At 48.9% G+C, this 24225-nt stretch carries 21 protein-coding genes; 15 read left to right on the plus strand and 6 right to left on the minus strand.

Going from position 1 to position 24225, the window contains the following annotated elements; genetic code table 11:
• The first annotated feature begins 56 nt into the window (after positions 1 to 56).
• The 10 genes from ACXADP_RS05200 to ACXADP_RS05245 all read left to right on the plus strand — a co-directional run bounded on the left by ACXADP_RS05200 (position 57) and on the right by ACXADP_RS05245 (position 11417).
• Complete coding sequence (locus tag ACXADP_RS05200; RefSeq protein ID WP_474969483.1) at positions 57 to 1793, plus strand: carbon starvation CstA family protein; 1737 nt, start codon at positions 57 to 59, stop codon at positions 1791 to 1793.
• 56 nt (positions 1794 to 1849) lie between these two features.
• Positions 1850 to 2230, plus strand: a complete 381-nt coding sequence (locus ACXADP_RS05205; RefSeq protein ID WP_474969482.1) for a hypothetical protein — start codon at positions 1850 to 1852, stop codon at positions 2228 to 2230.
• A gap of 12 nt (positions 2231 to 2242) precedes the next feature.
• Positions 2243 to 2506, plus strand: a complete 264-nt coding sequence (locus ACXADP_RS05210) for a cory-CC-star protein (protein ID WP_474969481.1) — start codon at positions 2243 to 2245, stop codon at positions 2504 to 2506.
• 12 nt (positions 2507 to 2518) lie between these two features.
• Entirely contained in the window at positions 2519 to 3469 is a 951-nt protein-coding gene (locus ACXADP_RS05215) for an ArsA family ATPase (protein ID WP_474969480.1), read from the plus strand.
• Between the two features lie 207 nt (positions 3470 to 3676).
• A complete protein-coding gene (locus ACXADP_RS05220) occupies positions 3677 to 4804 on the plus strand; it encodes an ATP-grasp domain-containing protein (RefSeq protein ID WP_474971013.1) in 1128 nt (375 codons plus the stop codon).
• Positions 4801 to 6501 (plus strand): methyl-accepting chemotaxis protein, encoded by a 1701-nt coding sequence (locus tag ACXADP_RS05225; protein ID WP_474971014.1) that lies wholly within the window; start codon positions 4801 to 4803, stop codon positions 6499 to 6501. The genes ACXADP_RS05220 and ACXADP_RS05225 overlap by 4 nt, the downstream gene beginning before the upstream one ends.
• A 331-nt stretch (positions 6502 to 6832) precedes the next feature.
• On the plus strand, positions 6833 to 7870 hold the full coding sequence (locus ACXADP_RS05230; RefSeq protein WP_474971015.1) for a LacI family DNA-binding transcriptional regulator: 1038 nt from the start codon (positions 6833 to 6835) through the stop codon (positions 7868 to 7870).
• A gap of 162 nt (positions 7871 to 8032) precedes the next feature.
• The gene (locus tag ACXADP_RS05235; RefSeq protein WP_474971016.1) at positions 8033 to 9055 is read left to right on the plus strand and encodes an SEC-C domain-containing protein; all 1023 of its coding nucleotides are present in this window, start codon (positions 8033 to 8035) and stop codon (positions 9053 to 9055) included.
• 130 nt (positions 9056 to 9185) lie between these two features.
• On the plus strand, positions 9186 to 10865 hold the full coding sequence (locus ACXADP_RS05240; RefSeq protein WP_474971017.1) for a catalase: 1680 nt from the start codon (positions 9186 to 9188) through the stop codon (positions 10863 to 10865).
• A gap of 84 nt (positions 10866 to 10949) precedes the next feature.
• Positions 10950 to 11417: a hypothetical protein gene (locus ACXADP_RS05245; protein ID WP_474971018.1), complete on the plus strand. Its 468-nt coding sequence runs from the start codon at positions 10950 to 10952 to the stop codon at positions 11415 to 11417.
• Between the two features lie 35 nt (positions 11418 to 11452).
• On the opposite strand, the gene ACXADP_RS05250 is transcribed toward ACXADP_RS05245, so the two are convergent.
• On the minus strand, positions 11453 to 14209 hold the full coding sequence (locus ACXADP_RS05250) for an alpha-amylase family glycosyl hydrolase (RefSeq protein ID WP_474971019.1): 2757 nt from the start codon (positions 14207 to 14209) through the stop codon (positions 11453 to 11455).
• 124 nt (positions 14210 to 14333) lie between these two features.
• Complete coding sequence (locus ACXADP_RS05255) at positions 14334 to 14927, minus strand: YdcF family protein (protein WP_474969471.1); 594 nt, start codon at positions 14925 to 14927, stop codon at positions 14334 to 14336.
• Positions 14928 to 15122: 195 nt separating this feature from the next.
• Between ACXADP_RS05255 and ACXADP_RS05260 the strand changes: the two genes are divergently transcribed.
• A complete protein-coding gene (locus tag ACXADP_RS05260) occupies positions 15123 to 15332 on the plus strand; it encodes a YkvS family protein (protein WP_027955031.1) in 210 nt (69 codons plus the stop codon).
• A 360-nt stretch (positions 15333 to 15692) separates the two neighbouring features.
• Positions 15693 to 15950, plus strand: a complete 258-nt coding sequence (locus ACXADP_RS05265; RefSeq protein ID WP_474971020.1) for a hypothetical protein — start codon at positions 15693 to 15695, stop codon at positions 15948 to 15950.
• Between the two features lie 50 nt (positions 15951 to 16000).
• Here ACXADP_RS05265 and ACXADP_RS05270 read toward each other — a convergent pair whose 3' ends face one another.
• Both ACXADP_RS05270 and ACXADP_RS05275 read right to left on the minus strand, forming a co-directional pair.
• Positions 16001 to 17038: an LCP family protein gene (locus tag ACXADP_RS05270; RefSeq protein ID WP_474971021.1), complete on the minus strand. Its 1038-nt coding sequence runs from the start codon at positions 17036 to 17038 to the stop codon at positions 16001 to 16003.
• Between the two features lie 177 nt (positions 17039 to 17215).
• Positions 17216 to 18676, minus strand: a complete 1461-nt coding sequence (locus tag ACXADP_RS05275; RefSeq protein WP_474969468.1) for an APC family permease — start codon at positions 18674 to 18676, stop codon at positions 17216 to 17218.
• Between the two features lie 376 nt (positions 18677 to 19052).
• Here ACXADP_RS05275 and ACXADP_RS05280 point away from each other — a divergent pair, with 376 nt between their 5' ends.
• On the plus strand, positions 19053 to 20099 hold the full coding sequence (locus ACXADP_RS05280; protein WP_474971022.1) for a glycosyltransferase family 4 protein: 1047 nt from the start codon (positions 19053 to 19055) through the stop codon (positions 20097 to 20099).
• Positions 20100 to 20139: 40 nt separating this feature from the next.
• Here ACXADP_RS05280 and ACXADP_RS05285 read toward each other — a convergent pair whose 3' ends face one another.
• Together ACXADP_RS05285 and ACXADP_RS05290 are read right to left on the minus strand one after the other, a co-directional pair.
• Positions 20140 to 21162 (minus strand): LCP family protein, encoded by a 1023-nt coding sequence (locus ACXADP_RS05285; protein WP_474969466.1) that lies wholly within the window; start codon positions 21160 to 21162, stop codon positions 20140 to 20142.
• Positions 21163 to 21178: 16 nt separating this feature from the next.
• Positions 21179 to 21820, minus strand: coding sequence for a YigZ family protein (locus ACXADP_RS05290; protein WP_474969465.1), 642 nt, complete (start codon positions 21818 to 21820; stop codon positions 21179 to 21181).
• Positions 21821 to 21975: 155 nt separating this feature from the next.
• On the opposite strand from ACXADP_RS05290, the gene ACXADP_RS05295 reads away from it, so the two are divergent.
• Together ACXADP_RS05295 and ACXADP_RS05300 are read left to right on the plus strand one after the other, a co-directional pair.
• Positions 21976 to 23115: a sensor histidine kinase gene (locus ACXADP_RS05295; protein ID WP_474969464.1), complete on the plus strand. Its 1140-nt coding sequence runs from the start codon at positions 21976 to 21978 to the stop codon at positions 23113 to 23115.
• 163 nt (positions 23116 to 23278) lie between these two features.
• Positions 23279 to 23956, plus strand: coding sequence for a response regulator (locus ACXADP_RS05300; RefSeq protein WP_027955040.1), 678 nt, complete (start codon positions 23279 to 23281; stop codon positions 23954 to 23956).
• Positions 23957 to 24225: the final 269 nt, after the last annotated feature.

Below are 24225 nucleotides of genomic sequence, written 5' to 3' on the forward strand. Positions count from 1 at the left end.
AATGGTGAGATATAATAACCATAATGTGTAAGCGCATACATAAAAGGAGGGTTTTTGTGAGTGGGATTTGGCTGGCCGTTGTTGGTATGCTTGTCTTTTTTCTAGGGTATCGGTATTATTCTAAGTTTATTGCCGAAAAGATTTATAAGCTTGATCCGAATTACGTAACGCCCGCCCATCAATTTAAGGATGGTGTCGATTTCGTACCTACGAACAAGTTCGTCCTCTGGGGGCACCACTTTACGTCGGTGGCTGGAGCAGCTCCCATTGTAGGGCCGGCCATCGCGGTGTACTGGGGATGGCTTCCGGCTGTGCTCTGGGTGCTGCTTGGCACGGTGTTCGCTGCAGGGGTCCATGATTTCGGTACACTCGTTTTATCCGTGCGAAACAAAGGACAGTCGATCGGGACGCTGGCGAGTAAGTTGATCGGCGAGAAAGCGAAGGTGTTGTTTTTGTTCATTATCCTTCTGCTTGTTCTTATGGTCAATGCAGTGTTCGCCTGGGTCATTGCCAACTTGTTCATCTCGTTTCCTGCGAGTGTATTATCGGTCTTTATTCAAATTCCACTCGCTGTCTGGATTGGTTACAGTGTCTACAAGAGACAGGGCAGTATGCTTCTGCCATCGCTAGTAGCTCTTGCTGTCATGTATCTCTCTGCTGTCATTGCAAGTTATGTCCCTGCCCTGCAGATTGACCTTGTCCGCTATTTCGGAGGCGAAGGAGCGGAAGCAGCCTTTGGATTGAGTGCGACATCCATGGCGTTTTTCGTCTGGATCATCGTACTCATGATCTATGTGTATATTGCATCGACGCTTCCTGTGTGGAAACTGCTTCAGCCAAGGGATTATATCAACTCCCATCAGCTGATTGTCGGACTGGGCCTTCTCTATCTCGGGCTGCTGTTTTCCAACCCTGAAATTACAGCACCGGTGACCAATGCGTCGGCGGATACATCCTGGTTCCCGCTTTTGTTCATTACCATCGCCTGTGGAGCGATTTCCGGATTCCACGGTCTCGTATCTTCAGGGACTTCTTCGAAACAGTTGAACAATGAAACAGAAGCGCGGTTTGTCGGCTATCTTGGTTCCGTCGGAGAAGGAGCTCTCGCCTTAGTCGCGATCATCGCTGTTGTCACCTTCTTCCCAACAGCGGCGGAATTCACTGCAACCTACAGCGGTTTTGCGGCGGCCAGTAATGCCGGACTTGGTGTCTTCATCCAAGGGGCCGGCCAGCTGGCGGCGGGACTCGGGATTCCCGCCTCTGTCGCGGCTACGATTGTGAGTGTGATTGTCGTCAGTTTCGCTGCGACAACACTGGATTCTTCGGTTCGTTTGATGCGGTATATTATCGCAGAGCTCGGTACTGAATATAAGATCACACCACTGACGAAAATGCATGTCGCAACTACGCTGGCGGTTGTTTCAAGCGCTGCACTGACCCTGATTCCGCAGGGGCCGAAGGGATTCGGATCCGGAGGTTATCTGCTTTGGCCGTTATTTGGAACATCCAATCAGCTCCTGGCCGGCATTAGTCTCCTGCTCGTATCGATCTGGCTGAAGCGTCAGGGGAGAAATTACCTTCCGACAATTATTCCAATGGTCTTTCTCATGTTCATGACGCTGTGGGCGATGATTTCACAGGTGCTGACAGAATGGGCGCCTTGGAATGAGAATAGTGACTGGATGCTGTTTGCTTTTGGTGCAGTCATCCTCGTTTTCACCTTCTGGATTTTACTGACGGCCTTTTCAGCGATTACGAAGGACCATAAAAATTCCATCGAACGAAGTGCTTAAAAAGAAGAAGCCGTGCCGATGTACGGCTTTTTCCATTCAGTAAGGAGGAAAAAGGCATGATCGATGTCATGATGATGCGAGCGGAGAAGGAAATCGGGATGGGGTGCTGTGGCGGCATCTGCTCCGATCCGGATGGTTTGATTAACATGGAGGACGAATTTTCGCACCATGACGAAGAACGAAAAAATCTGCAGCAGCTTTATCTTATGACACTGGAGATCGATCCTGATATCAACATGCAATTCATCGACCCAAGGAACCTGCTGGCTGCAGCCGCTTATTTCTGTCAGCAGCAGCGCCGGGGACGTATTACACGCCGTCGGGCACTGGCTTCCTTTCTGCTGCACAGCACGTACGGGGCGGTGTTTGTAAATGGAGAATATACAGCTTCAGCCGGACGCTATGAAGAGCGGCTGTTGGAATGGACAAAATCCTGAGGAGGGAGACGGATGGAAAAGAAGCTTTCCCTGAAACGGATGGTGGAACTGTATGATGAAGTATTGAGTCTGCCACATAAGCAGGAGGTGGCCCGGGAGTTGAGGGATGAAGAAGATCTTTTTCTTCTGCTGCTTTATTCCGATCTGCTCGGCATCCCCAACCCCGCGTTTTATTACACGCTTGAATTGTACCCACATATTGTTGAAAAATTTCATGACTGGCATTTGCGGATGGGCATGGAGAAATCCCCGCTCGATGGCATCCGCTGCTGTTAAGGAGGGTTATCTATGAAACATATCCAGCATCACTCTATCATTTTTGCGGGAGGAAAAGGCGGTGTCGGAAAATCGACCTCATCAGCGGCCCTTGCGCTCTCCTTTGCTGAACAGGGATATGAAACGCTTGTCGTATCGACAGATCCTGCTCATAATCTCGGCGATGTTTTTCTTACGTCTTTATCCCATACGAAAACGAAGCTCGCCAAGCGTTTATACGGGATGGAAATTGATCCCGGTTATGAATCGAAGCGGTATATTGAAGGGGTGAAGGAAAACCTGCAAGGGCTTGTGAAGTCTAAAATGGTCGAGGAGGTGCACCGGCAGATCGATATGGCATCCGCCTCGCCCGGGGCAGATGAGGCCGCCTTATTTGACCGCCTCGTGTCCATTATCCTGGAAGAGTCCGGCCGGTTCGATAAAATCGTGTTTGACACCGCTCCGACCGGACATACGATCCGCCTGCTTACACTCCCTGAGATCATGAACGTATGGATTGATGGCATGCTGGAGCGCCGGGGGCGGATGAATGAGACGTACACACAGCTGCTTCATGATGGAGAGCCTGTAGATGACCCGATTTTCAACGTGCTGCAGAGGCGCCGCGAAAAATTCGACGCCGTACGGAAAATCATATTAGACGAAAAGAAGACCGCCTTTGTGTTTGTTCTCATTCCTGAGCGCCTCCCGATTCTTGAAACGAAGAAAGCCGTGGAGCAGCTGGGGAAACATGGACTTGATGTGCAGACACTGATTGTGAATAAAGTTCTGCCTGACTACGCTGATGGTGCTTTTCTCGCTAAAAGGAGAAAACAGGAGCGTGTTTACCTTGATAAGATCAAGCGGACGTTTAGAGACAAAGAGCTGGTATATGTGCCTCTTTTTGAAGAAGATGTCTCCGATATGGAAAAGCTGCATACGTTTGCGGGCTCTTTTCAATCATCGATCCCTGTTTCTGACTAGAAGATTACCTTCAATCGATGAAAAAGTCCGACTCATCATTCACCGGAATCCGTGTAGCCGTACACGGATTTTTTTGTGCTTAATTTTCTGATTACATAGGACTTTATGACTAAATCGGGCGTAGGGACCTGTATGAACTCCGAGGGAGGCCGATATATAAGGAGTCGAGCACAAATAAGTTGAAATTGCACGCTCAGGAGGGAATTTATGCTGATTATTGATGAACAAACGGTGTCCCCTATCCTAGTACAAACGGCCCTGATTCATCATTTGCCTATCTATTATAAGGACGATGAAAGAGCCCTGGATATGAAGGAACATTCTAAACTACTAACCAATTCGGAAAGCTGTCTGCAGATGCTGCAGCACCACCATCCGGAGCACATACATACGAAAGTATCCCAGATGGTCAAAAACAAAGCCCGGTTCCGGGAGCTGATTGCCGATCTGGATGAAGACTATTATTTCAAGCTTGTCACGCTTGATGAATTGATGAGTTCAAACAAGGAAGATCTCCCATTCCCGGTCGTTATCAAGCCGAACAAAGGCTATTCCAGTGTCGGTGTTTATATCGTGAAGGAAAAAGCGGAGTGGGATCAGGCGGTACAAGGATTGTATTCCGACCTGCTTCTCTCCCGGTCGATGTATTCGGATGCCGTTCTGGACAGTGAACAGATCATTATTGAAGGATATATTGAAGGACAGGAGTATGCGCTTGACTGCTACTATGACGAAGCGGGTGAGCCGGTGATTTTGAATATCCTGAAACGCCGGTTTGCCCACGATCAGGATACGTCCGACCGCATTTATTACACGTCCAGCCGGATTCTTGAGGAAGTACGTGAGCAGGCGCTGGATTACCTGCGTCTTTTAAATGACCGTCTTCAGCTCCGAAACTATCCTTTTCACATAGAAATGAGACAAAACGACGGCGGCATCGTTCCCATTGAGATGAATCCGCTCCGCTTTGCCGGGGCAGGTACGACAGATGTGAGTCATTACGCCTATGATATCAACTCGGCCTCAGCCTACTTCAAGGGCGTAAAGCCGGATTGGAAAACGATTGTGAAGCGGGCCGACGAGTCCTTTTACGGATTTTTCTGTGCGGAAGTGCCGGGGCATATCAGCGTGAATCTTATTCAATCCATTCAGCATGAGGAGCTGAAAAAAGAGTTCAGTCACATCCTGGAGTATCGGATCATCCAGTCAGCCAGTGACCGGACGTTTGCCGTCGTCTTTTTCAAAACGAACCAGCTGAATGAACTGGACCGGTTACTTACCCTTGATTTAGAGCCCTTCCTTACAATGAAACCAGCAAAGGAGGCTGTCCGATGAATTGGCAGGCCTTGAACCCGAAGAAGTCGTTAAAAACCCAGTTGTTCGTTAATTTCATCATTCCGATCCTTATTCTTGGTGGACTGACCTTCGGATTCGTGAAATATATAACCGGTAATATGATTGATGATCATATTCTGCCGCAGTTTGAACAGGTTCTTTTGACAAATGGTCAGGAGCTTGTCCGCTCGATTGAACCGAATGCCGTCCGTGAAGCAATGGAAAACCCATCAGAGAACCATGCCAGCTTGATCAACACGCTGGACAGCTTCATTGAAGGACAGGAGCGTCTGGAATATGCCTATATATTGACAAAGCAGGGAGAGCAGGAATACATCGTCGCCTTGAACGGTTCTGAGGATGTAATGGTGGAGTCTCCTTTTACAGATAAGCAGAGGGAGGCGTTCCAGACAGGGGATACCGTTGTGACCTCCATTTATGAAGATGAATGGGGCGTCCATAAATCGGTCTTCATGCAGATTGGTGACATGGATGCGATTGTCGGCGTCGATATGAGTACCTCCTTTGTTGGAAGCCTCCAGAAGGAAATCAATAGCTTCCTTGCTATCTTTTTAGCGGTCGCTGTTCTGCTTGGTGCCGGGTTTGCTTATATCTTCGGCAGCCGTCTGACGAAAGTTGTCCGCTCCCTGCTGTCGTCGGTGAACCGGATTAGTGATGGAGATTTGACAGAGGACATCGAAACGAAGCGGGCCGATGAAATTGGTCAGCTGTCTGTGGCGATGAATGAAATGGTGGAGAGCTTGAGGAGCCTTGTTCAGAGGGTGACGACAGCGTCGAGTGAAGTGTCGGCGCAGAGTGAGGAACTCACGCAGTCGGCCAACGAAGTGAAAGAAGGAAGCGAGCAGGTCGCTTCTACGATGCAGGAACTGTCCTCTGGTGCAGAGTCCCAGGCAGACAGCTCCAGCAGCCTTTCCGAAGGGATGGACAACTTCGTCCGACGTCTGGATGAAGCCAACAAAAGTGGAAAAGCAGTAGCTGGAACATCGAAGGAAGTGCTGTCGATGACCGAAGAAGGGCGGGGGTTGATGGAGACGTCCGTCCAACAGATGAACACCATCAATGGCATCGTCAAGGAGTCTGTAGAGCGTGTGCACGGACTGGATAAGCAGTCCAAGGAAATTAATAAACTCGTCCAGGTCATTCAGGATATTGCCGAACAGACCAACCTGTTATCCTTGAACGCGGCTATAGAGGCGGCCAGAGCCGGGGAGCATGGCAAAGGATTTGCTGTCGTGGCTGATGAAGTCCGCAAGCTTGCCGAGCAGGTTTCAACGTCCATCATTGATATCACATCCATTGTGGAAAGTATCCAATCCGAGTCGAACCGGGTCGCTCAATCGCTTGAATCCGGCTATCAGGAAGTGGACAAAGGAACGAAACAGATAGAGGTGACCGGGGAAACCTTCCACCATATCCATACATCGGTCAGTGACATGTCCGGACGGATCGGGGAAATTTCCGAGCACCTTTCGGATATTGCAGAAAACAGCCAGCAGATGAACCAGTCGATTGAAGAGATTGCTTCTGTTTCCGAGGAGTCGGCGGCAGGGGTGGAGCAGGTGGCCGCTTCCTCGCAGCAGACGACAAGTTCAATGGAAGAAGTTTCTCACAGTGCCCGTCAGCTGTCTGAGCTTTCTGAACAGTTGAACGAGGAGATCCAGCAATTTAAACTGTAGGACCACTCGTGTAGAAGGTCATGTGTGAAGGTGGCGTCAGCGCCGCTTGCGACGATTGATGAGCTGAAAAGAGGAAGATCTTCTGTTTATTAGAAGGTCTTCTTTTTTTATCCTTCACGTCCGGGCGGGGAAGAGCCCTGTCTCCTGTAAAAAGGTGCGGGAAGCGAATTCTGAAACGTTCATGTGGATGCACGTTTAGCCGGAAGGAAAGGGTGGGGCAGGTCTCTCATTCTGGAGGACACCTTTTCTTCCTGGCCACCTAAATACTCATTCCTCCCTTGGAACGGGGAGTGTTATGATGGAGGCAGTATATGAATAGAAGGTGATTGTTTTGGACGTAACCATTAAGGATGTAGCCAGAGCGGCAGGTGTAGCGCCCTCGACGGTTTCCCGTGTGATTGCAGACAATCCGCGGATCAGTCCGGCTACGAAAAGGAAAGTGAAGCACGCGATGGAGGAGATGGGATATCACCCGAATGTGACCGCCCGTAATTTAGCAAGCCGGACGACGAAATCTCTCGGTGTTGTTCTGCCTTTCAGTGCAGATAAAGCGCTGCAGAATCCATTTTTTCCGGAGGTGCTTCGGGGCATCAGTTCCATCGCCCATGAGATGGAGTATTCCCTTGTTCTCTGCACGGGAGAAACGGATGAGGAAATGCTGGAGGCTGTGAAACGGATGGTGTACAGCAGTCAGACAGATGGGATTCTTCTCCTCTATTCGCAGGTCCGTGACCCGATTCAATCCTTTCTGCTGGAGCAGAAGTTTCCTTTTGTCGTCGTCGGCCGTCCGGCAGAAAACGGAAACTACGTGACGCACGTTGATAACGATAACATTCAGGCTTCCAAGGATATGACAAAGCATCTGATCGATCTCGGTCATGAGCGGGTGGCGTTTATCGGGGGTTCTCCTGAGCTCGTGGTGACGCTCGACCGCCTTCAAGGGTATGAGGAGGCGTTAAAAGAGGCCGGAATCTCCCTTGAAGACAATTATAAAGTCCATACAGAGTTCTTGAAATCGGGCGGACGCTCAGCTGTTCGTGCACTCATGTCTCTCACTCATCCGCCGACCGGGCTTGTTGTCGCCGATGATCTGATGACGATTGGCGTCATATCCACTTTGGAGGAAGCAGGCATTCACGTACCGGAGGATTTATCAATCGTCAGTTTCAACAATGTCTACCTTGCTCAGGTGTCCCGTCCGGCCCTGACGACGGTGGACGTCCACATCCAGGCCTTAGGGACAGAGGCAGCCGCCTGCCTCATTGAGAACGTGCAGCGGCGGGAGCAGCCGCCGAAGCGTATCATCATTCCGCACAAAATTGAATATCGTTCGTCGGCGATCTCCCGCTCCGCTCCGTCTGAAGGGTAACCTTCAGGCGGTTTTTTATGAAGATGGCATCTGTTCCATAAACTTCCTATATCCGCCTTTTTTTACAGAAAACTGCATAGATGTGGAAAATTTTTTGCATGTTTGCGCAATTTTCGGTACCCTAGTAGAGTTGACCTTTAAACAATTAGGAGAGGGATTTATATGAGTAAGACAAAAAGGAATGATCCCTGCTTTTGTGGAAGCGGGAAAAAATATAAAAAATGCTGCATGGTGAAAGATGATCAGGCTGTCGGATCCAGCAGCCTTCATGAGGAACTGCAGAGTAACTACAGCCACTTTATGGCTTATGTGAACCGTAATTATCCGAACGTTACGCCATCTGAGTCGAGAGAAACACAGGAAGAAGAAGTAGAAGCGGCGTTCCAGATGGTGCAGCGTGTCCTGATCGACAAACAGGAGGATGGCTCCACCCTGTATGAGGAATTTTTTGCGAAGAAACAGGATAAAATCATCCGTCCGGCAACGATGGCAACGATGGAAGCCTGGAAATCTCCGCACGTGAGCTTATTCAAAATCAACGGTTCAGCCTCTGAATCCACCGCTTCTGTAGAAGACGTGTGGAGCGGAGAATCGTTTGAAGTGAAAAAGGACGGCATTCCTTTGAAAGAAGAGAATTATGAGCACATGCCATACTGTATCGGCGTTCTCTTGAAGTGGGGACCTGTCCATAACTTCGTACCCCTGGCGATCCCGAACTACGAGTCTTCTTACGTGACGTTCCGCAAACAGCTGGAAGAAGCGTTTGAAGCGAGCGGTGCTGCGACGATTTATGACTATATGCAGGCAACGATTATAAAACAGCTGCGCAGCTGGATGTATATGACTTCTACAGATGAAACGGAAGAGGCCCCAGCTGAACAGCCCGTCGAGGCCCCTGCTGAAGGTGATGACGTGCTTGACTTGTTCGACGAAAGCTTGAAGCAGGAAGAAGGATTTGAACTGTTGAAGCAGCGCTGGGAAATGTACAAGCAGGCGGAAAACCCGACATTCCGTAAGCCGGAAGTCGTAACCGCAGCCCTTGAGCATATGTACCGCAGCACGTCTGCTTTCCGTACGGAACCGGAAAAAGTAACGAAAAAAGCGGTAGCTGAAAAGTATGAAGTCAGTCCGGGCAGCATGAGCAAACGCATCACTCAGCTGTCGGATTATCTTCTTCCATCATAAGTACTTCAACGTCCAGGATCTTCCTGGGCGTTTTTTTTTAGGATCAAAAGGTTGATGGAAAAGATGGAATAAAAAACCGGATGCCTGCAGAAACTCTCCTTGTAGATAGTCAATGACAGGAGGGAACCATATGGACAACTATAAAGAACAGGGACCCGGCGGTGCGGACGACCATCGTTTTGCCGAAGGAGAAGGCGAAAAAACGCTGACGACGAGGCAGGGGCACCCGGTCCGGACGAACCAGAATTTAAGGACGATCGGGAACCGGGGACCGGCCACGCTGGAGAACTACGATTATATCGAAAAGATTTCCCACTTCGACCGGGAACGTGTACCTGAGCGGGTGGTCCACGCCCGGGGAACAGGGGCACACGGCTACTTTGAAACTTACGGGAAAGCCGGCGATGAACCGGTGGAGAAATATACACGGGCGAAAGTTTTTTCTGGAGCAGGGAAGAAAACACCGGTGCTCGTCCGGTTTTCGACGGTGACCCATTCGGCTGGTTCTCCGGAGACGCTGAGGGACCCGCGCGGATTTGCCGTCAAATTTTACACAGAGGATGGCAACTGGGACCTGGTCGGAAACAATTTGAAGGTATTCTTCATTCGTGACGCAATGAAATTCCCGGATTTGATCCATTCGTTCAAGCCTGATCCAGTGACCAACATCCAGGACAGCGAGCGGATTTTTGATTTTCTCAGCCAGACGCCCGAATCAATGCACATGGTCACCTTCCTGTTTTCCCCGTGGGGCATCCCGGCCAACTACCGCCAGATGCAGGGATCCGGTGTGAACACATACCGGTGGGTCAACGACGAAGGAAAAGCAGTCCTCGTGAAGTATCACTGGGAGCCTCTCAAGCAGGGGATCAAAAACCTGACCCAGGAGGAAGCAAACCAGATCCAGGCAGAAAACTTCAACCATGCGACACAGGATTTGTACGAAGCCATCGAGAGCGGCGATTATCCTGAATGGGAGCTCTGCGTCCAGATTATGGAGGACCACGAGCATCCTGAGCTTGATTTTGATCCACTTGATGATACGAAGCTGTGGCCGGAGGATCAGTTCCCGTTTTTGAAAGTCGGAAAAATGGTGCTGAACAAAAATCCGGACAACTATTTCAATGAAATCGAGCAGGCGGCATTTGGTACAGGTGTGCTTGTCGACGGTCTCGATTTCTCTGATGATAAGATGCTTCAGGGACGGACATTTTCCTATTCTGATACGCAGCGCTACCGGGTCGGAGCAAACTACCAGCAGCTTCCGGCCAACGCACCGAAAAAACATGCCGCCACCAACTATGAAGGAGGAAGCATGTCTTATTTTGTGGATCGGCCGGAAGGGTCCAACCCGCACGTGAACTATGAGCCTTCCTCCTTGAATGGTCTGGAGGAATCCCCTCCGAAAAAGGCACCTCACCAGCCGTACGTGGAAGGGAAATTGAAGAAAGAGCCGATTGACAGGGAAAACAATTTCAAGCAGGCAGGAGAACGGTACCGGATGCTGAAGGACTGGGAACGGGATGATTTAATCAACAACCTCGTCGTATCGCTCAAGCCGTGCCACACCCATATCCAGAAGAAGATGGTATCCTTGCTGACCCAGTGCGATGAGGATTATGGAAGCCGAGTGGCAGAGGGACTTGGAATGAATACAGCAGCGGGACAGATGAACGAGGAATTTGCGGATGACATCACTCCTTCCAAAGGGAGACTTCCAAAGCGGGGTGGCTCTCCGATAGGCAGCGATGGGGCTGCGGATGCGGTCGAGCAGGCCGAGGAAAAAGGACACGAAGCAGATCCGTATTGATTGAAAGGCGGTCTTCCAATGGTGGAAGGCCGGCTTTTCTTTTTTCACCTGTTTCCGCATAAGGTGATAAAGGGAGGCGATGGAATGAAGAAGAAAGGTTCTGGTGGGAAATTCCTTGTCATCACGGCCCTCATCCTTCTGGCTGCTGCTGTGACGGCTGCCGGCCTGTTCATCACATCCCGCCCGGGTTATCAGGCGGAAAAGACAGTGGAGACGTTTTACAGCTACGAACAGAAAGGTCAGTACGCGGATTCCTGGTTACTGCTTCATTCCCGGATGAAGGATAAATTCGGAAAGGGTCATTACATACAGGACAGGGCTCATGTGTTTATGAATCATTTCGGCGTGGAAACGTTCACTTTCACAACGGGAGAGGTCAATCATCTGGACACCTGGTCGATGGAAAAAGGGACGGATCCGTTTAAGAACGTGTTCGTAGTGTCGGTTGAGCAGACGTTCAAAGGGAAATACGGTCGATTCCGCCTTCATCAGGATGTATATGTGGCTGAGGAAAAGGGCGGTTGGAAGATACTCTGGGATTACAATAAATAAAAAAGGCCTCCGCCTTTATAGGGGAGGCCATTCGATTAAGATGCTTTTGAAGAAGGAACCTGATCGACCTTGACGGCATGCTCCTGCTGTGGATCGAAGTGGAAGATATAGTCTCCACTCGATTCCGGAGTAAACGTCAGATTTTCTCCTTCCAGCCATTCGCCGTCACGGATGAATTTATACTCGACAGTTTCACCTGCTTTCAAAGCGACAGGGGCACTGCTCCAGACGCCTGCTTGTTCATCGTACGTCAGGGCGTGCTTATCCGTTTCCCAGTCCAGAGGAGCAGAACCGCGGAGGACCACTTTGTTGTACTTTTTCTCTTCGGAAGGCTCTTCGTATGTCAATGTGCCTTTGACATCGTACACCTGGGCGGAATGGGCGTCTGCTTTGACGTACAAGTCATCCCGGCGGCTCAGCGTGCGGCTGTCATCAATCACAGACTGCAGCATAACTTTATTCCGCGTCTTTTGGTTGTACAGCTCTTTGATGTTTAATGTGCGGCTGTTTTCCCCTTTATTGATGACGGTAAGCACATGATCCTGAGGCATTCTCCGTTCAAATACGAGGACGTCATCATCCGAATAAATCACCTTCATATCTCCGTAGGCTAGGGACGGTTGATCTTTTCTCGCCTGAATCAATTCTTCATAGTGGGCTTTTATATCAAGGTTCTGTTTACTTTCATCCCACGGCATCATTTCCCGGTAGTAGCGGTCTTTCCATTCTTCCACTTTCGTATGATCACCGCTCTGGGACAAACCGACTTCATCTCCGTAATAGATGATCGGAGCTCCCGGCAGAGCGAACTGGAGGGTTGCTGCGTTTTTCATCGTGGTTCCATTTTCATCTGCTTCATAGATGAAACGCGGCATATCATGGCTGTCCAGGAATGTGGCAGGTACGAATTCGTCATCATAGGTTTCATGAATCGTTATCAAGGAATCAGCTAAGCTGTTCATCGATCCATCGTTAATGTACGTATTGAAAATCGCGGACTGGGTTTCAAAATCAATCGCTCCATCCAGCTTCCCGGCATAGGAATCAATCGTTTCCAGGCTGTCCCATACTTCGCCGAAAATGAAGGCGTCGGAATCTATGGATTTCACCTGGTGGCGGAAATCGACCCAGAAACTGTGACTCGGTCCTTTCGCATAATCGAGACGGAAGCCGTCAACACCGATGTCCTCCATCCAGAATGGAACCACTTCCTCAAGCATATAGGCCCTCGTTTCCGGATGGTCGTTGTTCAGTTCCGGAAGCTCCTGGACATCATAAAACGTTTCATATTCATCCGGCCATTTCAAAAAGGTGTACCATTCGTAATACGTACTGGCTTCTCCTTTTTCAACGGCGTCCTGGAAAAATGGATGCTGGTTGGATGTATGGTTCGGAACAAGATCATAGACGACTTTCATATCGCGGTCATGAGCTTCATCGACAAGTTCCTTCATCAGCTGGTTGCTGCCGAAGCGGGGGTCGATGTTCATGAAATCTGTTGGATGATAGCCGTGGGAATACGGACCTTCGTAAATCGGTGAGATCCATAGTGTGTTCACCCCAAGCTCGTCGAGGTAATCGATTTTTTCCAACACGCCTTGCAGGTCACCGCCCATCCAACCTTTCAACTGCTCATCTATCGGAAGTTCCGGATCGACGGATGTGTTGTTCTCCTCACTGCCATCGCGGAAACGGTCTACGAAAATCTGATAGATCACAGATTCTTTAGCCCAGTCGGGAGATTGATAGTCTTCGACGTAATAGGCAAACTCGGTGGCTTCCTCAGGGTCCAGGACGTTGTTGTCGGCAAACTGGGAGCCCTGCGATCCAGTGTTCCAAACATCGATGTTGTATTTCACACGCGTTTCATTCTTTTGAGCAGGAATCGTGCCCTTTAAGGTTGAAGTTTTTAAGCCGTCGGCTGATCCGCTCGTTTCGACGACACGTAGAGCAGCGATCGTCCCATTTTCAGCCTCTCCGCGCTTACCGGAAGGGGAGGATCCATCCGTCGTATAATAAACAGCTCCTGTATCAATGGGACCAAAGTGCTCGACCTCCACCGTTACGTCCACCTCATCTTTTTTCGTGGGGGTGTAAGGATCGTGGTTGAAATCATGGGTGACTGACTGGGCTACGGGAATCGTCCGCCATTGCTCCACCGTATCGTTCTGGACGCTTGGATCCTTTGTCAAAGTGACCGTGCGCCGCTCGCTGCGGACTTCCTCATAGGCTTTCCCCGCAAGACTGTACGTATAGGAAACGTTCTGTCCTTCATTACCTACAAGCGTGAACGTATACGTATCTTCCCCCGTCTTTGTCATCGGGGCAGCCGTGTAATGAAAATCGTTCGTGCTTGAGGCAACGGTCGGTTTCACCCATTCAGGTGTATGTTCCGGTACAGTCAGTTCGAGTGTGGCGGATGCTTCATGCGTTCCGGCAGGACGGATATCCACCGTCCGCTCCTCCTCGGGGTGAAAAGCGAAGATATACGATGCATCCTGAGGAGCAGTGACGGTCAGGTTGGAACCAGTCATCCATGTCCCGTCGTACACAAACTTGTATTCTGTTGTTTCACCGCCTTCCAGGGTCACCGGCTCACTGAGCCATACCCCTTCCTCTTCGTCATACTGCAGTGGATGACGATCAGAACTCCAGTCAAGCGCCTCGGCACTGCCGCGCAGAACGACGCTGTCGTACGTTTTGGCATCGGCTTGAACCTTTTGTGCAACCGGTTGCACAAAAGGTAAAAATAAAAGGATAAGCCCAATCATCCAGATCCATGATTTCTTCATGCGTTTTCATTCCTTCCTTTTTCCATTTTTATGAAATCGCTTTCATTGTATCGGATAGACATACGCCTGTCCATAGGACTATCCTAGTGATTGTTTCAGGCGCATGGATACTGCATATAAAAAGTCAGTCAAAGAGCAGACGGATCGAGTAAAAGATCATTTTCGTATATTCGCTGAAGGTTGTCTTTTTTTCCATTTCCGTCAAACCGTCAGCGGGATTGTACGAGGAGGAGGTAAAGGCATAGCTTAACGTATAGTCTTTTCCGAAAATATCATCGAACGTCATTTTCGTCCTCCGCGAGTGGAATTCACTCGTAACGACGATGGCTGAGGAAAGGTTCTGCTCCTCCATAATGTCCTTGGCGTACAGGGCATTGTCATATGTACTCGTCGCTTTTGTGTCTTCTAAAAGATCGGCTTCGGATATCCCCAGGGAAACCGCCCGGTCCGGCGTCGTCCCGTTTTCTTCGGCATTCGTTAAAATGACCGTATCTGATGCTCCCATGGTGTACAATTCCGCTCCGCGTTCCAGTCTTTCTGCACTACCGCTCAAGACGATAATGGCATCCGCCTCCGGATCCTCCTCCACGGTATCCTCCAGGATAAGAAAATCCGTACCCAGTTGGTAGAGTGTGAAAAGGAAAGCTGCCGCAGCGATGAGAAAAACCCCGAACAAGATCAGGATGGTCCGCTTTATTTTATAAACGGCTACAGACAAAAAAGATCATCCTCTCCATTTTTTTCTATTTCTACTATATACCGCCTGAGTGATTTGTGAAACCATAAGTATTTTACTTGTATACTTTTGTCGAATTTAGTAACATATATTGTAAAAGTTTTGTTTGAATTGTTTGTTTATTTCATGTAAACTTTTTTGAAACCAATAATGTTGATTCGGAAAGGATAGAGAGATATGATACAACCTGATGATCGTATTGCAACACCTGGTCAAATTGTTACCTTTGAACGAAATGATATCACATTTAAAGGAAGAGTTATTCCAAGTCAATGCCAGCAGTCTGTCATCGTTGATTTAACCATTATGGATAATCTGAATGACATCGATTTCGAATATGACAGGACGGTTGTAGCTCATACAAACTATCGCATTATCGAAGAATAACATGAACAGGCCTTCTCCACTCCGGTGGGGAAGGTTTTTTTATGGAGACGATCAGCCGGTTTAGGGGATGGAAGTAATTGGATCGACTGAAAAGTGGTACGAAGGGATCCTTCCATAGGATCTATGAGTTTCGGATGGCTCAATGGCCGGAAAAAGACCTTCAATCCCGCGGGAATAAGGATTTAGGGTGGAAGGAGTGATATTGGAAGAACGAAATTCAAAGATTAATGAAAGAGGCTTTCTAACCAACTAGGAATATCTGCCGTTTCCAATTTATTCTCCTTTTCTTATAATATGGGTAGAGCACCCTTCAAAAGGAAGGGCTCTTTGTCATTTTATACAGAGAGGATGTCAGGGGTAGTGCATGTAACCAAGCTTTTACTGGACCAGACAGAACTGCCGGTGAGCGGCCGGTGCAGCGTGCGGATTGACAAAACGATTGTCGTGGAACCTTTCAGACATTTAACAGAAGATACGTTCCGCCGGATATTGAAAGAGAAAGCCTTCATACAGCGGATTAAACTTGAAAGTGATGAAGAGGGATTTCCACAGGAGTACGAAGGTCCCTACACATCGAAACGGACCAACGGAATCTTGATTTTTACCAGGACAGCTTAAGGATACATAAAAAAACTGACCACACCGGAGTATGGTCAGTTTTGCTGTGTTTATTCACTTGAATCATCCGTAGTGTTCCCGTAGGATCCGGAAGGCGTAATATCGAGAGCCTGCTGCAGTTTCTGCTTCGTTTCCTCTAGAGCCCCTTCGTCCGGGACGAAATAATACAACCCGTCTTCCAGACGCATGTCCTGTCCTTCAATCGTATAGGTTGTCGTCGAAGGATTTTCGGAAGACAGCGTTTTTTGGATGGCGTACAGTTCGGAGATCGTCAGGTTCGTACTGACACTGTCACCGAGGATATCCGCAAATTCACCGGCTTTGAGCAGATTGTCGGCAGAAAGGGCCTCATCAATGCTTGCCTGGATGAATTGACGCTGTCGCTCGTCCCGTGGATAGGATACGGCAACATCACGCTTTCTCATCCTCACAAAAGCGAGAGCTTCCTCCCCGTTCATCGTTGTTTCACCAGTTTCAAATTCAATCTTCTTATCATAATCCAGGCTGCTTCGTTCCCAGAAGCCTTCCTTTACATCGATCGTGACGCCGCCCATCAGGTCGACAATTTCCATGAACCCTTCGAAATTGACGGACGCGAACTTATCAATCGGAATGCCGAGGTAGTCCTCTACGGTTTCAATCGTCAGCTTTTCAGCCCCGTATCCGGAAACTTCCCCGAGTGAGTAGGCTGCGTTCAATTTGTGGGAGCCTGCATATTGATCGCCGACTTTATAGGCCGGGATGTCCACCTGCGTATCCCGTGGAATACTTGTCATCGTAATGTCCTTCGTATCAGGATCAAGAGTCATTACAATCTGGGTATCCGCACGGCCGGCGCCGCCTTCTGTCGAATAATCCTCAACACCCATCAGTAAAATTGAAATCGGATCATCACCGATGTCCACAGCTTCATCCCGCAGGTCTGATTTTTCTCCTCTATCCAGATCTTCGTAAGAGGCGGTGTAGACTTTATTCACGTAATAAAAGCCACCACCGATCAGCAGCGACAGGACAAATAAAAAAACGACCCATCTTCTTATTCTTCTTTTTTTCCTGCGTCTGCGGACGCGGACGAGTTTTTTCGCCATTTGTTCCACCTCTGTTTTCTAACCTCTCAAATTCCCATTCTATCATAGATGAAAACGGGGGGAAGGCGTTCTTTTTGAGGATTGGGAAATTGTTAACTGGCTGTCATACAACGTCGTTTTTGTAGTGATTTTGTCGAAAAAGAAAACTCCCCGAAACATTTCCGGGGAGTTTTCCTATTATAATTCTTCTTTTTCTAAAATCAGATAGTTCATTTCCTTACGGCTGATTTCGTTGTAGCGTTTCGCATTTAATAGATAGAAGACGATGCCGATGATGATCCATACACCAAGAGCGATGTAGGATTCCTTCCCTAAGGCTGCCGGTGACCATGGCAGCAGAAGGAGAACGAGAAAGCCGATGGAGCTGATCATTCCGACCAGGGAAAGAAGCTTGCGTCCAGGGGAAACCGTGCTGGCTTTTTTCTCCGCCTTAGAATTCTCTGACCAGCGGAAAAACTTGTACGCCGTTGCGGTACAGAAAAAGTACGCGATGGCGACGCCGGTGGATGACATATCGACGACCCATAGCAGGGCTTCTCTGCCGAACCACGGAGCGACGAGACAGATCGTCATCGTAAACAGGATGCCGACATAGGGGGTTTTATATTTCGGGTGCAGCCTGCGGAAGATGTCCGGCAGAATGCGGGCACGTCCCATAGCAAATGTCAGACGGCTGGCAGAAATGTAAAACCCGTTCAATCCTGTGAAAATACCCATACAGACAGCAACAGCAATGATGAAGACGCCGGCGCGTCCGAGGTAGCTTTCAATCGCGTCACCGGTACCCCAGACCGACTGGGTGTCGTTGATCATCGCAAGCAGCTGCTGCCAAGGCATCGTACTGGCTGTAATCAGAATCATGGCGCTGTAGGCAACTCCTGCAGCGAGCAGCGACCAGATGATCAGGCTGAAGGCCTTTTTCGGTTCGAATTCAAATTCCTCCGCTGTCTGAGGAATGTTGTCAAACCCGACGTACGCGAACGGGGCAATGGCAAGAATCGTTAAAATGGATGCCATTGCGGTCTGATCCGGTGTAAATCCAGGGGAGATATTGGATACGCTTGGTCCGTCGGTCATGATGGCACCGATCCCAAGCAGGACGATTCCCGCAATCAAGATCAGGCTGAAAACAAATTGTGTCTGTCCGGAAAAGCTGGCACCGCGGATATTCAATAGAGCAAATACGATAAGGGCTAGAGATGCAATCGCGATCTGGATCATGGAAACATCATATCCAGCTACGGTATACATATTCCCTGTCTGAACAAAATCAGGGAAGAGGAATTTTGCCAGCAGTGCGAGGGCTGAGGCATTTAATGCAACAATACAGATATAGCCGAGCGTTAAAAACCATCCCGCCATAAAAGCGAACCGCCGGCCGAATCCTATATAGGCATAAGCGAATTCACCACCCGTAACAGGGAATTTTTCAATCAAAAATCCATAGCTGACGCCGATAATCATCATGAGAGCGGCGCCGAGTAAAAGGCCGAGAACTACACCGGCGGGGCCTGCCTGGCCGATCCAGTCTGTGGGGAGTACAAAAGCGCCCCAGCCAATCGCTGAACCGAAGGCAATCGCCCAGACCCAGTGGGGTTTTAACGTCTTTTCTAATTTTCTTCGTTCTCTAGTTGCCATAAACGAATAAGTCCTCCTAGTTAGATGTCAAAGATAACTTCCCTATTTTAGACAAACCAAAACGAAGGTGTAAACAAAAAAACCTCTATAAAGAAAAAGTCAGAAAAACGCAAAAAATGAAATGGGATTGTTAACAACCAGTTATTCCACTGACATAATCTGCTGATATAGTGGGGTTTGTGATGAAACCGGTCTAAATAGGTTTGAGGTGTGAAAAAATAGGCTAACGGAAATTTAGGAAATCGTTACATTGCCCCCCATATTCCTGTGATATAATTTTCTCGATTACAAACCTTAGTATGAACACAACAGATGGAAATTATCGATCCGCTTACAACGGACCGGAGAGGATATAATAAACCTGAGGAGGGTCTTTATGGAGTATAAGGCCTTGCTGTTCTGCCTGATCATTTCGCTGGCGATTACGCCGCTGGTCAAGCGGGCAGCAATAAAAATCGGTGCGACGGATCAGCCGAACCACCGGAAAGTCCACAAAAATGTGATGCCGCGTCTCGGCGGTTTAGCGATATATTTAAGCTTTGCGCTGGGAATTGTCTTCTTTTTTCCGGAAAGTGAATTAACATGGCCTGTCCTTCTCGGTGGAACGATCATTATCGTGACCGGCGTGCTGGATGACTTGAAAGAACTGTCCGCGAAAATGAAACTCGCCGGACAGCTGCTTGCCGCAGGAGTCGTCGTCATCGGCGGTGTCCAGGTGGAATTCATCAACCTGCCCTTCGGCGGGGAGCTGGAGCTTGGATATCTCAGTATTCCGCTTACGATCGTCTGGATCATTGCCATTACAAATGCCATCAACTTGATTGACGGTCTGGACGGCCTTGCCGCAGGAGTATCAGCCATTGCGCTGTTAACCATTTCCGGCATGGCCATCACGATGGGGAATGTATTTGTCGTCTTCGCAGGCTTGATGATGCTTGGAAGCACCCTCGGCTTCCTCGTCTACAATTTTTACCCTGCTAAGATTTTCATGGGGGATACAGGTGCCCTGTTTTTAGGATTTATGATCAGTGTTCTTTCTTTACTCGGATTTAAAAATGTGACGTTATTCTCCCTTGTCATTCCTGTCATTATTTTAGGTGTGCCGATTTCGGACACGCTCTTTGCGATCGTCCGCCGGGTCATCCAGCGGAAACCGCTGTCGGCACCGGATAAGTCGCACCTTCATCATTGTCTGTTAAATCTCGGCTACAGCCATCCGGAATCTGTCCTGATGATTTATGCGGTCAGTGCCCTGTTCAGTCTCGCTGCCGTCATATTCTCACAGGCGACGATGTATGGAGCGGTTCTTGTCATAGCTCTTCTAGCGCTGATGATTGAATTGATTGTTGAAATCACCGGTTTGATTGGAAAAGATTACAAACCGATTTTGAATATGATCCGCGGGGTCCGAACCCGTCGATAAAAAAAGCAGAAGGCTGGATGAACAGCCTTCTGCTTTTTTTTTACATGGAATTGTTGTTTTCGTCTCCGTTGGAAAAGCTGTCCACCTCATCGTCTTTAACGAGAGGGTTGGATAGGTTCAAGTGATCTTTGAGCGTTTGAGTGACGGCGGTGAGATCTTCTTCATTCACCTGGTAGTACCAGCCGTTACCAGTGAATCCGCCTTCTCCTGACAGCTGCATTTTATCAAACGTAAAGCCGTCCTTCTGCAGGAAATAATCTTTAAAGGAAATCATTTCATCAAAGGTCAGGTTCGTTTTCATGTTGCTGCTCACAGAGGCGAGGATATCGTCGAAGTTGTTCAACCCTTTTGTGGACATCGTTTCACTGAAAATTTCCTGGATGAGCTTCATCTGGCGCTCCCCACGGGCAAGGTCACTGTCATACTTCCTTGTTCGTGCAAGAGCCAGAGCTTCTTCGCCGGTAATCGTCTGGTAGCCTTCCTGCAGCTCTACGGCTCCCGCTGTATCGGAACTGTTCTGCTCTGTCATATCAAATGGAACGTCGTAGTTGATGCCGCCGATGGCATCAACAACTTCCACAAATGAATTGAAGTTCAATCGGACATAATAATCGACAGGAACATCAAGCAGCTGCTCCACCGTCTTGACGGTAGCATCCACACCGCCGAAGGCATGGGCGTGGGCAATCTTATCCTCATAGCCGACTTCAGGGATATAGGTGAGTGAGTCCCGGGGGATGTTCAGCATCTTAATCGAACGATCATCCTGATTGAAGGTGGCCAGAACGAGGGCATCGGAACGGGCCGGCAGTCCTTCATCACCTGTACGCTTCTCACTGTCATCAATGCCGATGAATAACACAGACGTGTGATCTTTGGCAGGGTTCACTTCTTCCACGCGTTTATCCGACATGCCGCCTCGGTCCAGCTCTTTGTGGGATTCGGTGGCGGTTTCTTTCACCTGATCGGTTAAATAAACCGCATACCCCGCCGCTGCTCCGATGCCGGCAAGCAAGAGGAAAGCCGCTGCCCAGAGGAAGATGGTCAGCTTTTTCAGCTTCATACGTCAGTAAGCTCCTTTACTCCGGTGTGACGTCAAATTCTACGTAGGAGGTTCCGCCTCTTGTGATGTCCGCCTGACCACTCGTCAAATCGACCATCCAAGCTTCGAATTCCTCTTCCAGTCCGCTTTCTACGTATATTATTAATTCCACATTTTCCAGGTAATTAACCGTTTCTAGCGTATACGTCGAATTCCGCACTTCATTTTCCACTTTTCCGAGCAGGGTATAATCGATTTTCACCTTGATTTCCTGCATCAGCTGCCGTTGGACGACACCGGTCGTCGTAATGGCTTCAGAAGCAGTGGATCCGTAAGCGCGGATGAGACCGCCGGCCCCCAGCTTAATGCCGCCGAAGTAACGGGTAACAACGACAGCGGTATCCTTTAACCCGCGTTTTTTCAGTACTTCCAGCATCGGTACACCGGCGGTTCCACTCGGCTCCCCGTCGTCATTCGCCTTTTGGATCAAATCGTGTTCGCCGATCATGTAAGCGGAGCAGTTATGGGTGGCATCGCTGTGTTTCTTTTTGATTTCCTGAATAAAGGCCTGTGCTTCTTCTTCTGTTTCACAACGCTTCACATAACCGATGAAGCGGGATTTTTGTATGGTAACTTCTTCAGAACCCTCAGGTTTTACGGTATAATATCTTTCCAGCATCGTTGAAAACCTCCTAAGCTTTTATTATATCGAGGGGGGTTGAAATGGGCAAACCATACAAATAGTAGGATTGCGGCTGAAAAGTTGTACATAACCCCCATAAATGGACATGGGTCTTACGAATGATTATGTGAATATTGATGGAGGGACTTGTGATGAGCGAACAGAAAACGGGGGATATCGCCCTTGACCATATTATCGATGAGATGGTGGATACAGTCACCAACAGCAAGGATGAAATTTTTGAGATCGGCGAGGGATCCCGTCAGGAATATGAAAAGCTGTACGATGAACTGCAGGAAACGAAACGACAGGTGATTGCTTATATTGAAGAAGGCGATCAACTCGATCAGAAAGTTCGTTTTTCCCGCAAGCGTTTGTCCGAAGTAAGCAGTCAGTTCCAGAAATATTCAGAGGAAGAAATCCGCGAAGTCTATGAGAAAACCCATGCCCTGCAGATGGAACTCTCGATGAAAAGAGAAAAAGAGAAACAGCTGCGCTGCCGCAGGGACGACCTTGAACTCAGACTTCGTAAGCTTGAGGAAACGATTGGACGTGCGGAAGCGTTAGGCGGGAAAATTTCCGTCGTTTTGAATTACTTAACCGAAGATTTCAAACAGGTCAGCGATGCTTTGGAAACAGCGAAGGAAAAGCAGCAGTTCGGCCTGCAGATCATTGAAGCGCAGGAAGAAGAACGCCGCCGGCTCTCCAGGGAAATTCATGACGGTCCGGCACAGATGCTGGCCAACGTGATGCTCCGCTCCGACCTTGTAGAAAGGACCTATAAGAAACGCGGCATCGAGGATGCGATGCAGGAAGTGAAAAGTGTCCGCTCGCTCGTCCGGTCTGCCCTCTATGAAGTACGGAGGATCATTTACGATCTCCGTCCAATGGCCCTTGATGATCTTGGTTTACTTCCTACTTTAAAAAAATACCTGGCGACCGTCCAGGATTACAATGATGGACTGACCATCACCTTCGCCACGTTCGGGAAAGAAGACAGACTGGAGTCCAAATACGAAGTGGCTTTATTCCGACTTGTGCAGGAGGCCGTTCAAAATGCGGTCAAGCACGCCGAAGCGCAGGAAATCAAAGTGAAAGTCGAAATCATGTCCACCAGTGCGATGATCATCGTGAAGGATGACGGAAAAGGTTTTGACACGAACGGGAAGAAGGAAAAATCGTTCGGCCTGATGGGCATGAGGGAACGTGTAGAAATGCTCGAAGGCGAACTGAACATCGATTCCAGCATCGGTGAAGGGACGATAGTCACAATCCATCTGCCATTAAATTGATAATTTTGTGAAAAACTATGTAAATGGACTTAAATCGTTTATAATAGAAAGCAGGATTAGGGTGTCATTTACAAACAAACAAAAACAGAGATAGAGAGAGAACAAAGAATAGGTTAGGGGAACAAAAAACCATTCTATGTAAGAGAAACAGGAGGAAATGACCATGACGACCAGAATCGTACTGATTGACGACCATAAATTGTTCAGGGAGGGCGTAAAGAGAATCCTCGACTTCGAATCCAGTTTTGAAGTGGTAGCCGAAGGTGATGACGGGGATGCAGCACTGCGAATCGTCGAGGAACACCTGCCGGATGTAGTGTTAATGGACATTAACATGCCAAGCATGAACGGCGTAGAAGCGACAGCAGAAATTACGAAGCGGTATCCTGAAATGAAGGTCATCATCCTGTCCATTCACGATGACGAGAACTATGTCACCCACGCCTTGAAAACAGGGGCGCAGGGGTATCTGTTGAAGGAAATGGACTCTGATGCGCTCATCGATGCCATCAAAGTCGTCGGTGCTGGAGGCTCTTATCTGCATCCGAAGGTTACGCACAATCTAGTAGCGGAATACCGCCGTTTGTCAGAAAGCAAAGGAAGCAGCAGCTATCGTACGATCGAGTACCGCAAACCGCTTCATCTGCTTACCCGCCGCGAATGCGAAGTGCTGCAGCTGTTGGCGGACGGTAACAGCAACCGCGGTGTAGCAGAGGCCTTATACATCAGTGAAAAGACCGTTAAAAACCATGTCAGCAATATTTTACAGAAGATGAATGTGAATGACCGTACGCAGGCGGTTGTCACGGCCATTAAAAATGGCTGGGTGGAAGTCATTTAACGGTAGATTTGCTCCTTACTCAAGCTGTCCGGAACCTCCGGGCAGCTTTTTTCTTTGTCTGCATGACCGGGCCTGGTATTTCATTAAACAGGATGAGAAGGCTCTCATTCAGCAGGGTTCGAAGGGGGACGGGGAGACTCCTGCGGGATGAGCATGCAGGGTGAGGCCCCGCAAGGCGGAGCCTGAGGAGACTCAGCGCATGTCCGCGGAAAGCGACCTGTCCCCCGCAGAACCTGACTCCGACTTCGTTGATACAACAGGAATGGGAG

This window comes from Halobacillus sp. AWH4_228, from assembly GCF_056158365.1.

Bases quoted from the DNA above. Each gene is read 5' to 3' on its own strand.
- ACXADP_RS05205 (WP_474969482.1), top strand. From the start codon at position 1,850: ATGATCGATGTCATGATGATGCGAGCGGAGAAGGAAATCGGGATGGGG.
- ACXADP_RS05210 (WP_474969481.1), top strand. From the start codon at position 2,243: ATGGAAAAGAAGCTTTCCCTGAAACGGATGGTGGAACTGTATGATGAA.
- ACXADP_RS05215 (WP_474969480.1), top strand. From the start codon at position 2,519: ATGAAACATATCCAGCATCACTCTATCATTTTTGCGGGAGGAAAAGGC.
- ACXADP_RS05220 (WP_474971013.1), top strand. From the start codon at position 3,677: ATGCTGATTATTGATGAACAAACGGTGTCCCCTATCCTAGTACAAACG.
- ACXADP_RS05225 (WP_474971014.1), top strand. From the start codon at position 4,801: ATGAATTGGCAGGCCTTGAACCCGAAGAAGTCGTTAAAAACCCAGTTG.
- ACXADP_RS05235 (WP_474971016.1), top strand. From the start codon at position 8,033: ATGAGTAAGACAAAAAGGAATGATCCCTGCTTTTGTGGAAGCGGGAAA.
- ACXADP_RS05240 (WP_474971017.1), top strand. From the start codon at position 9,186: ATGGACAACTATAAAGAACAGGGACCCGGCGGTGCGGACGACCATCGT.
- ACXADP_RS05245 (WP_474971018.1), top strand. From the start codon at position 10,950: ATGAAGAAGAAAGGTTCTGGTGGGAAATTCCTTGTCATCACGGCCCTC.
- ACXADP_RS05250 (WP_474971019.1), bottom strand. From the start codon at position 14,209: ATGAAGAAATCATGGATCTGGATGATTGGGCTTATCCTTTTATTTTTA.
- ACXADP_RS05260 (WP_027955031.1), top strand. From the start codon at position 15,123: ATGATACAACCTGATGATCGTATTGCAACACCTGGTCAAATTGTTACC.
- ACXADP_RS05270 (WP_474971021.1), bottom strand. From the start codon at position 17,038: ATGGCGAAAAAACTCGTCCGCGTCCGCAGACGCAGGAAAAAAAGAAGA.
- ACXADP_RS05275 (WP_474969468.1), bottom strand. From the start codon at position 18,676: ATGGCAACTAGAGAACGAAGAAAATTAGAAAAGACGTTAAAACCCCAC.
- ACXADP_RS05280 (WP_474971022.1), top strand. From the start codon at position 19,053: ATGGAGTATAAGGCCTTGCTGTTCTGCCTGATCATTTCGCTGGCGATT.
- ACXADP_RS05285 (WP_474969466.1), bottom strand. From the start codon at position 21,162: ATGAAGCTGAAAAAGCTGACCATCTTCCTCTGGGCAGCGGCTTTCCTC.
- ACXADP_RS05290 (WP_474969465.1), bottom strand. From the start codon at position 21,820: ATGCTGGAAAGATATTATACCGTAAAACCTGAGGGTTCTGAAGAAGTT.
- ACXADP_RS05295 (WP_474969464.1), top strand. From the start codon at position 21,976: ATGAGCGAACAGAAAACGGGGGATATCGCCCTTGACCATATTATCGAT.
- ACXADP_RS05300 (WP_027955040.1), top strand. From the start codon at position 23,279: ATGACGACCAGAATCGTACTGATTGACGACCATAAATTGTTCAGGGAG.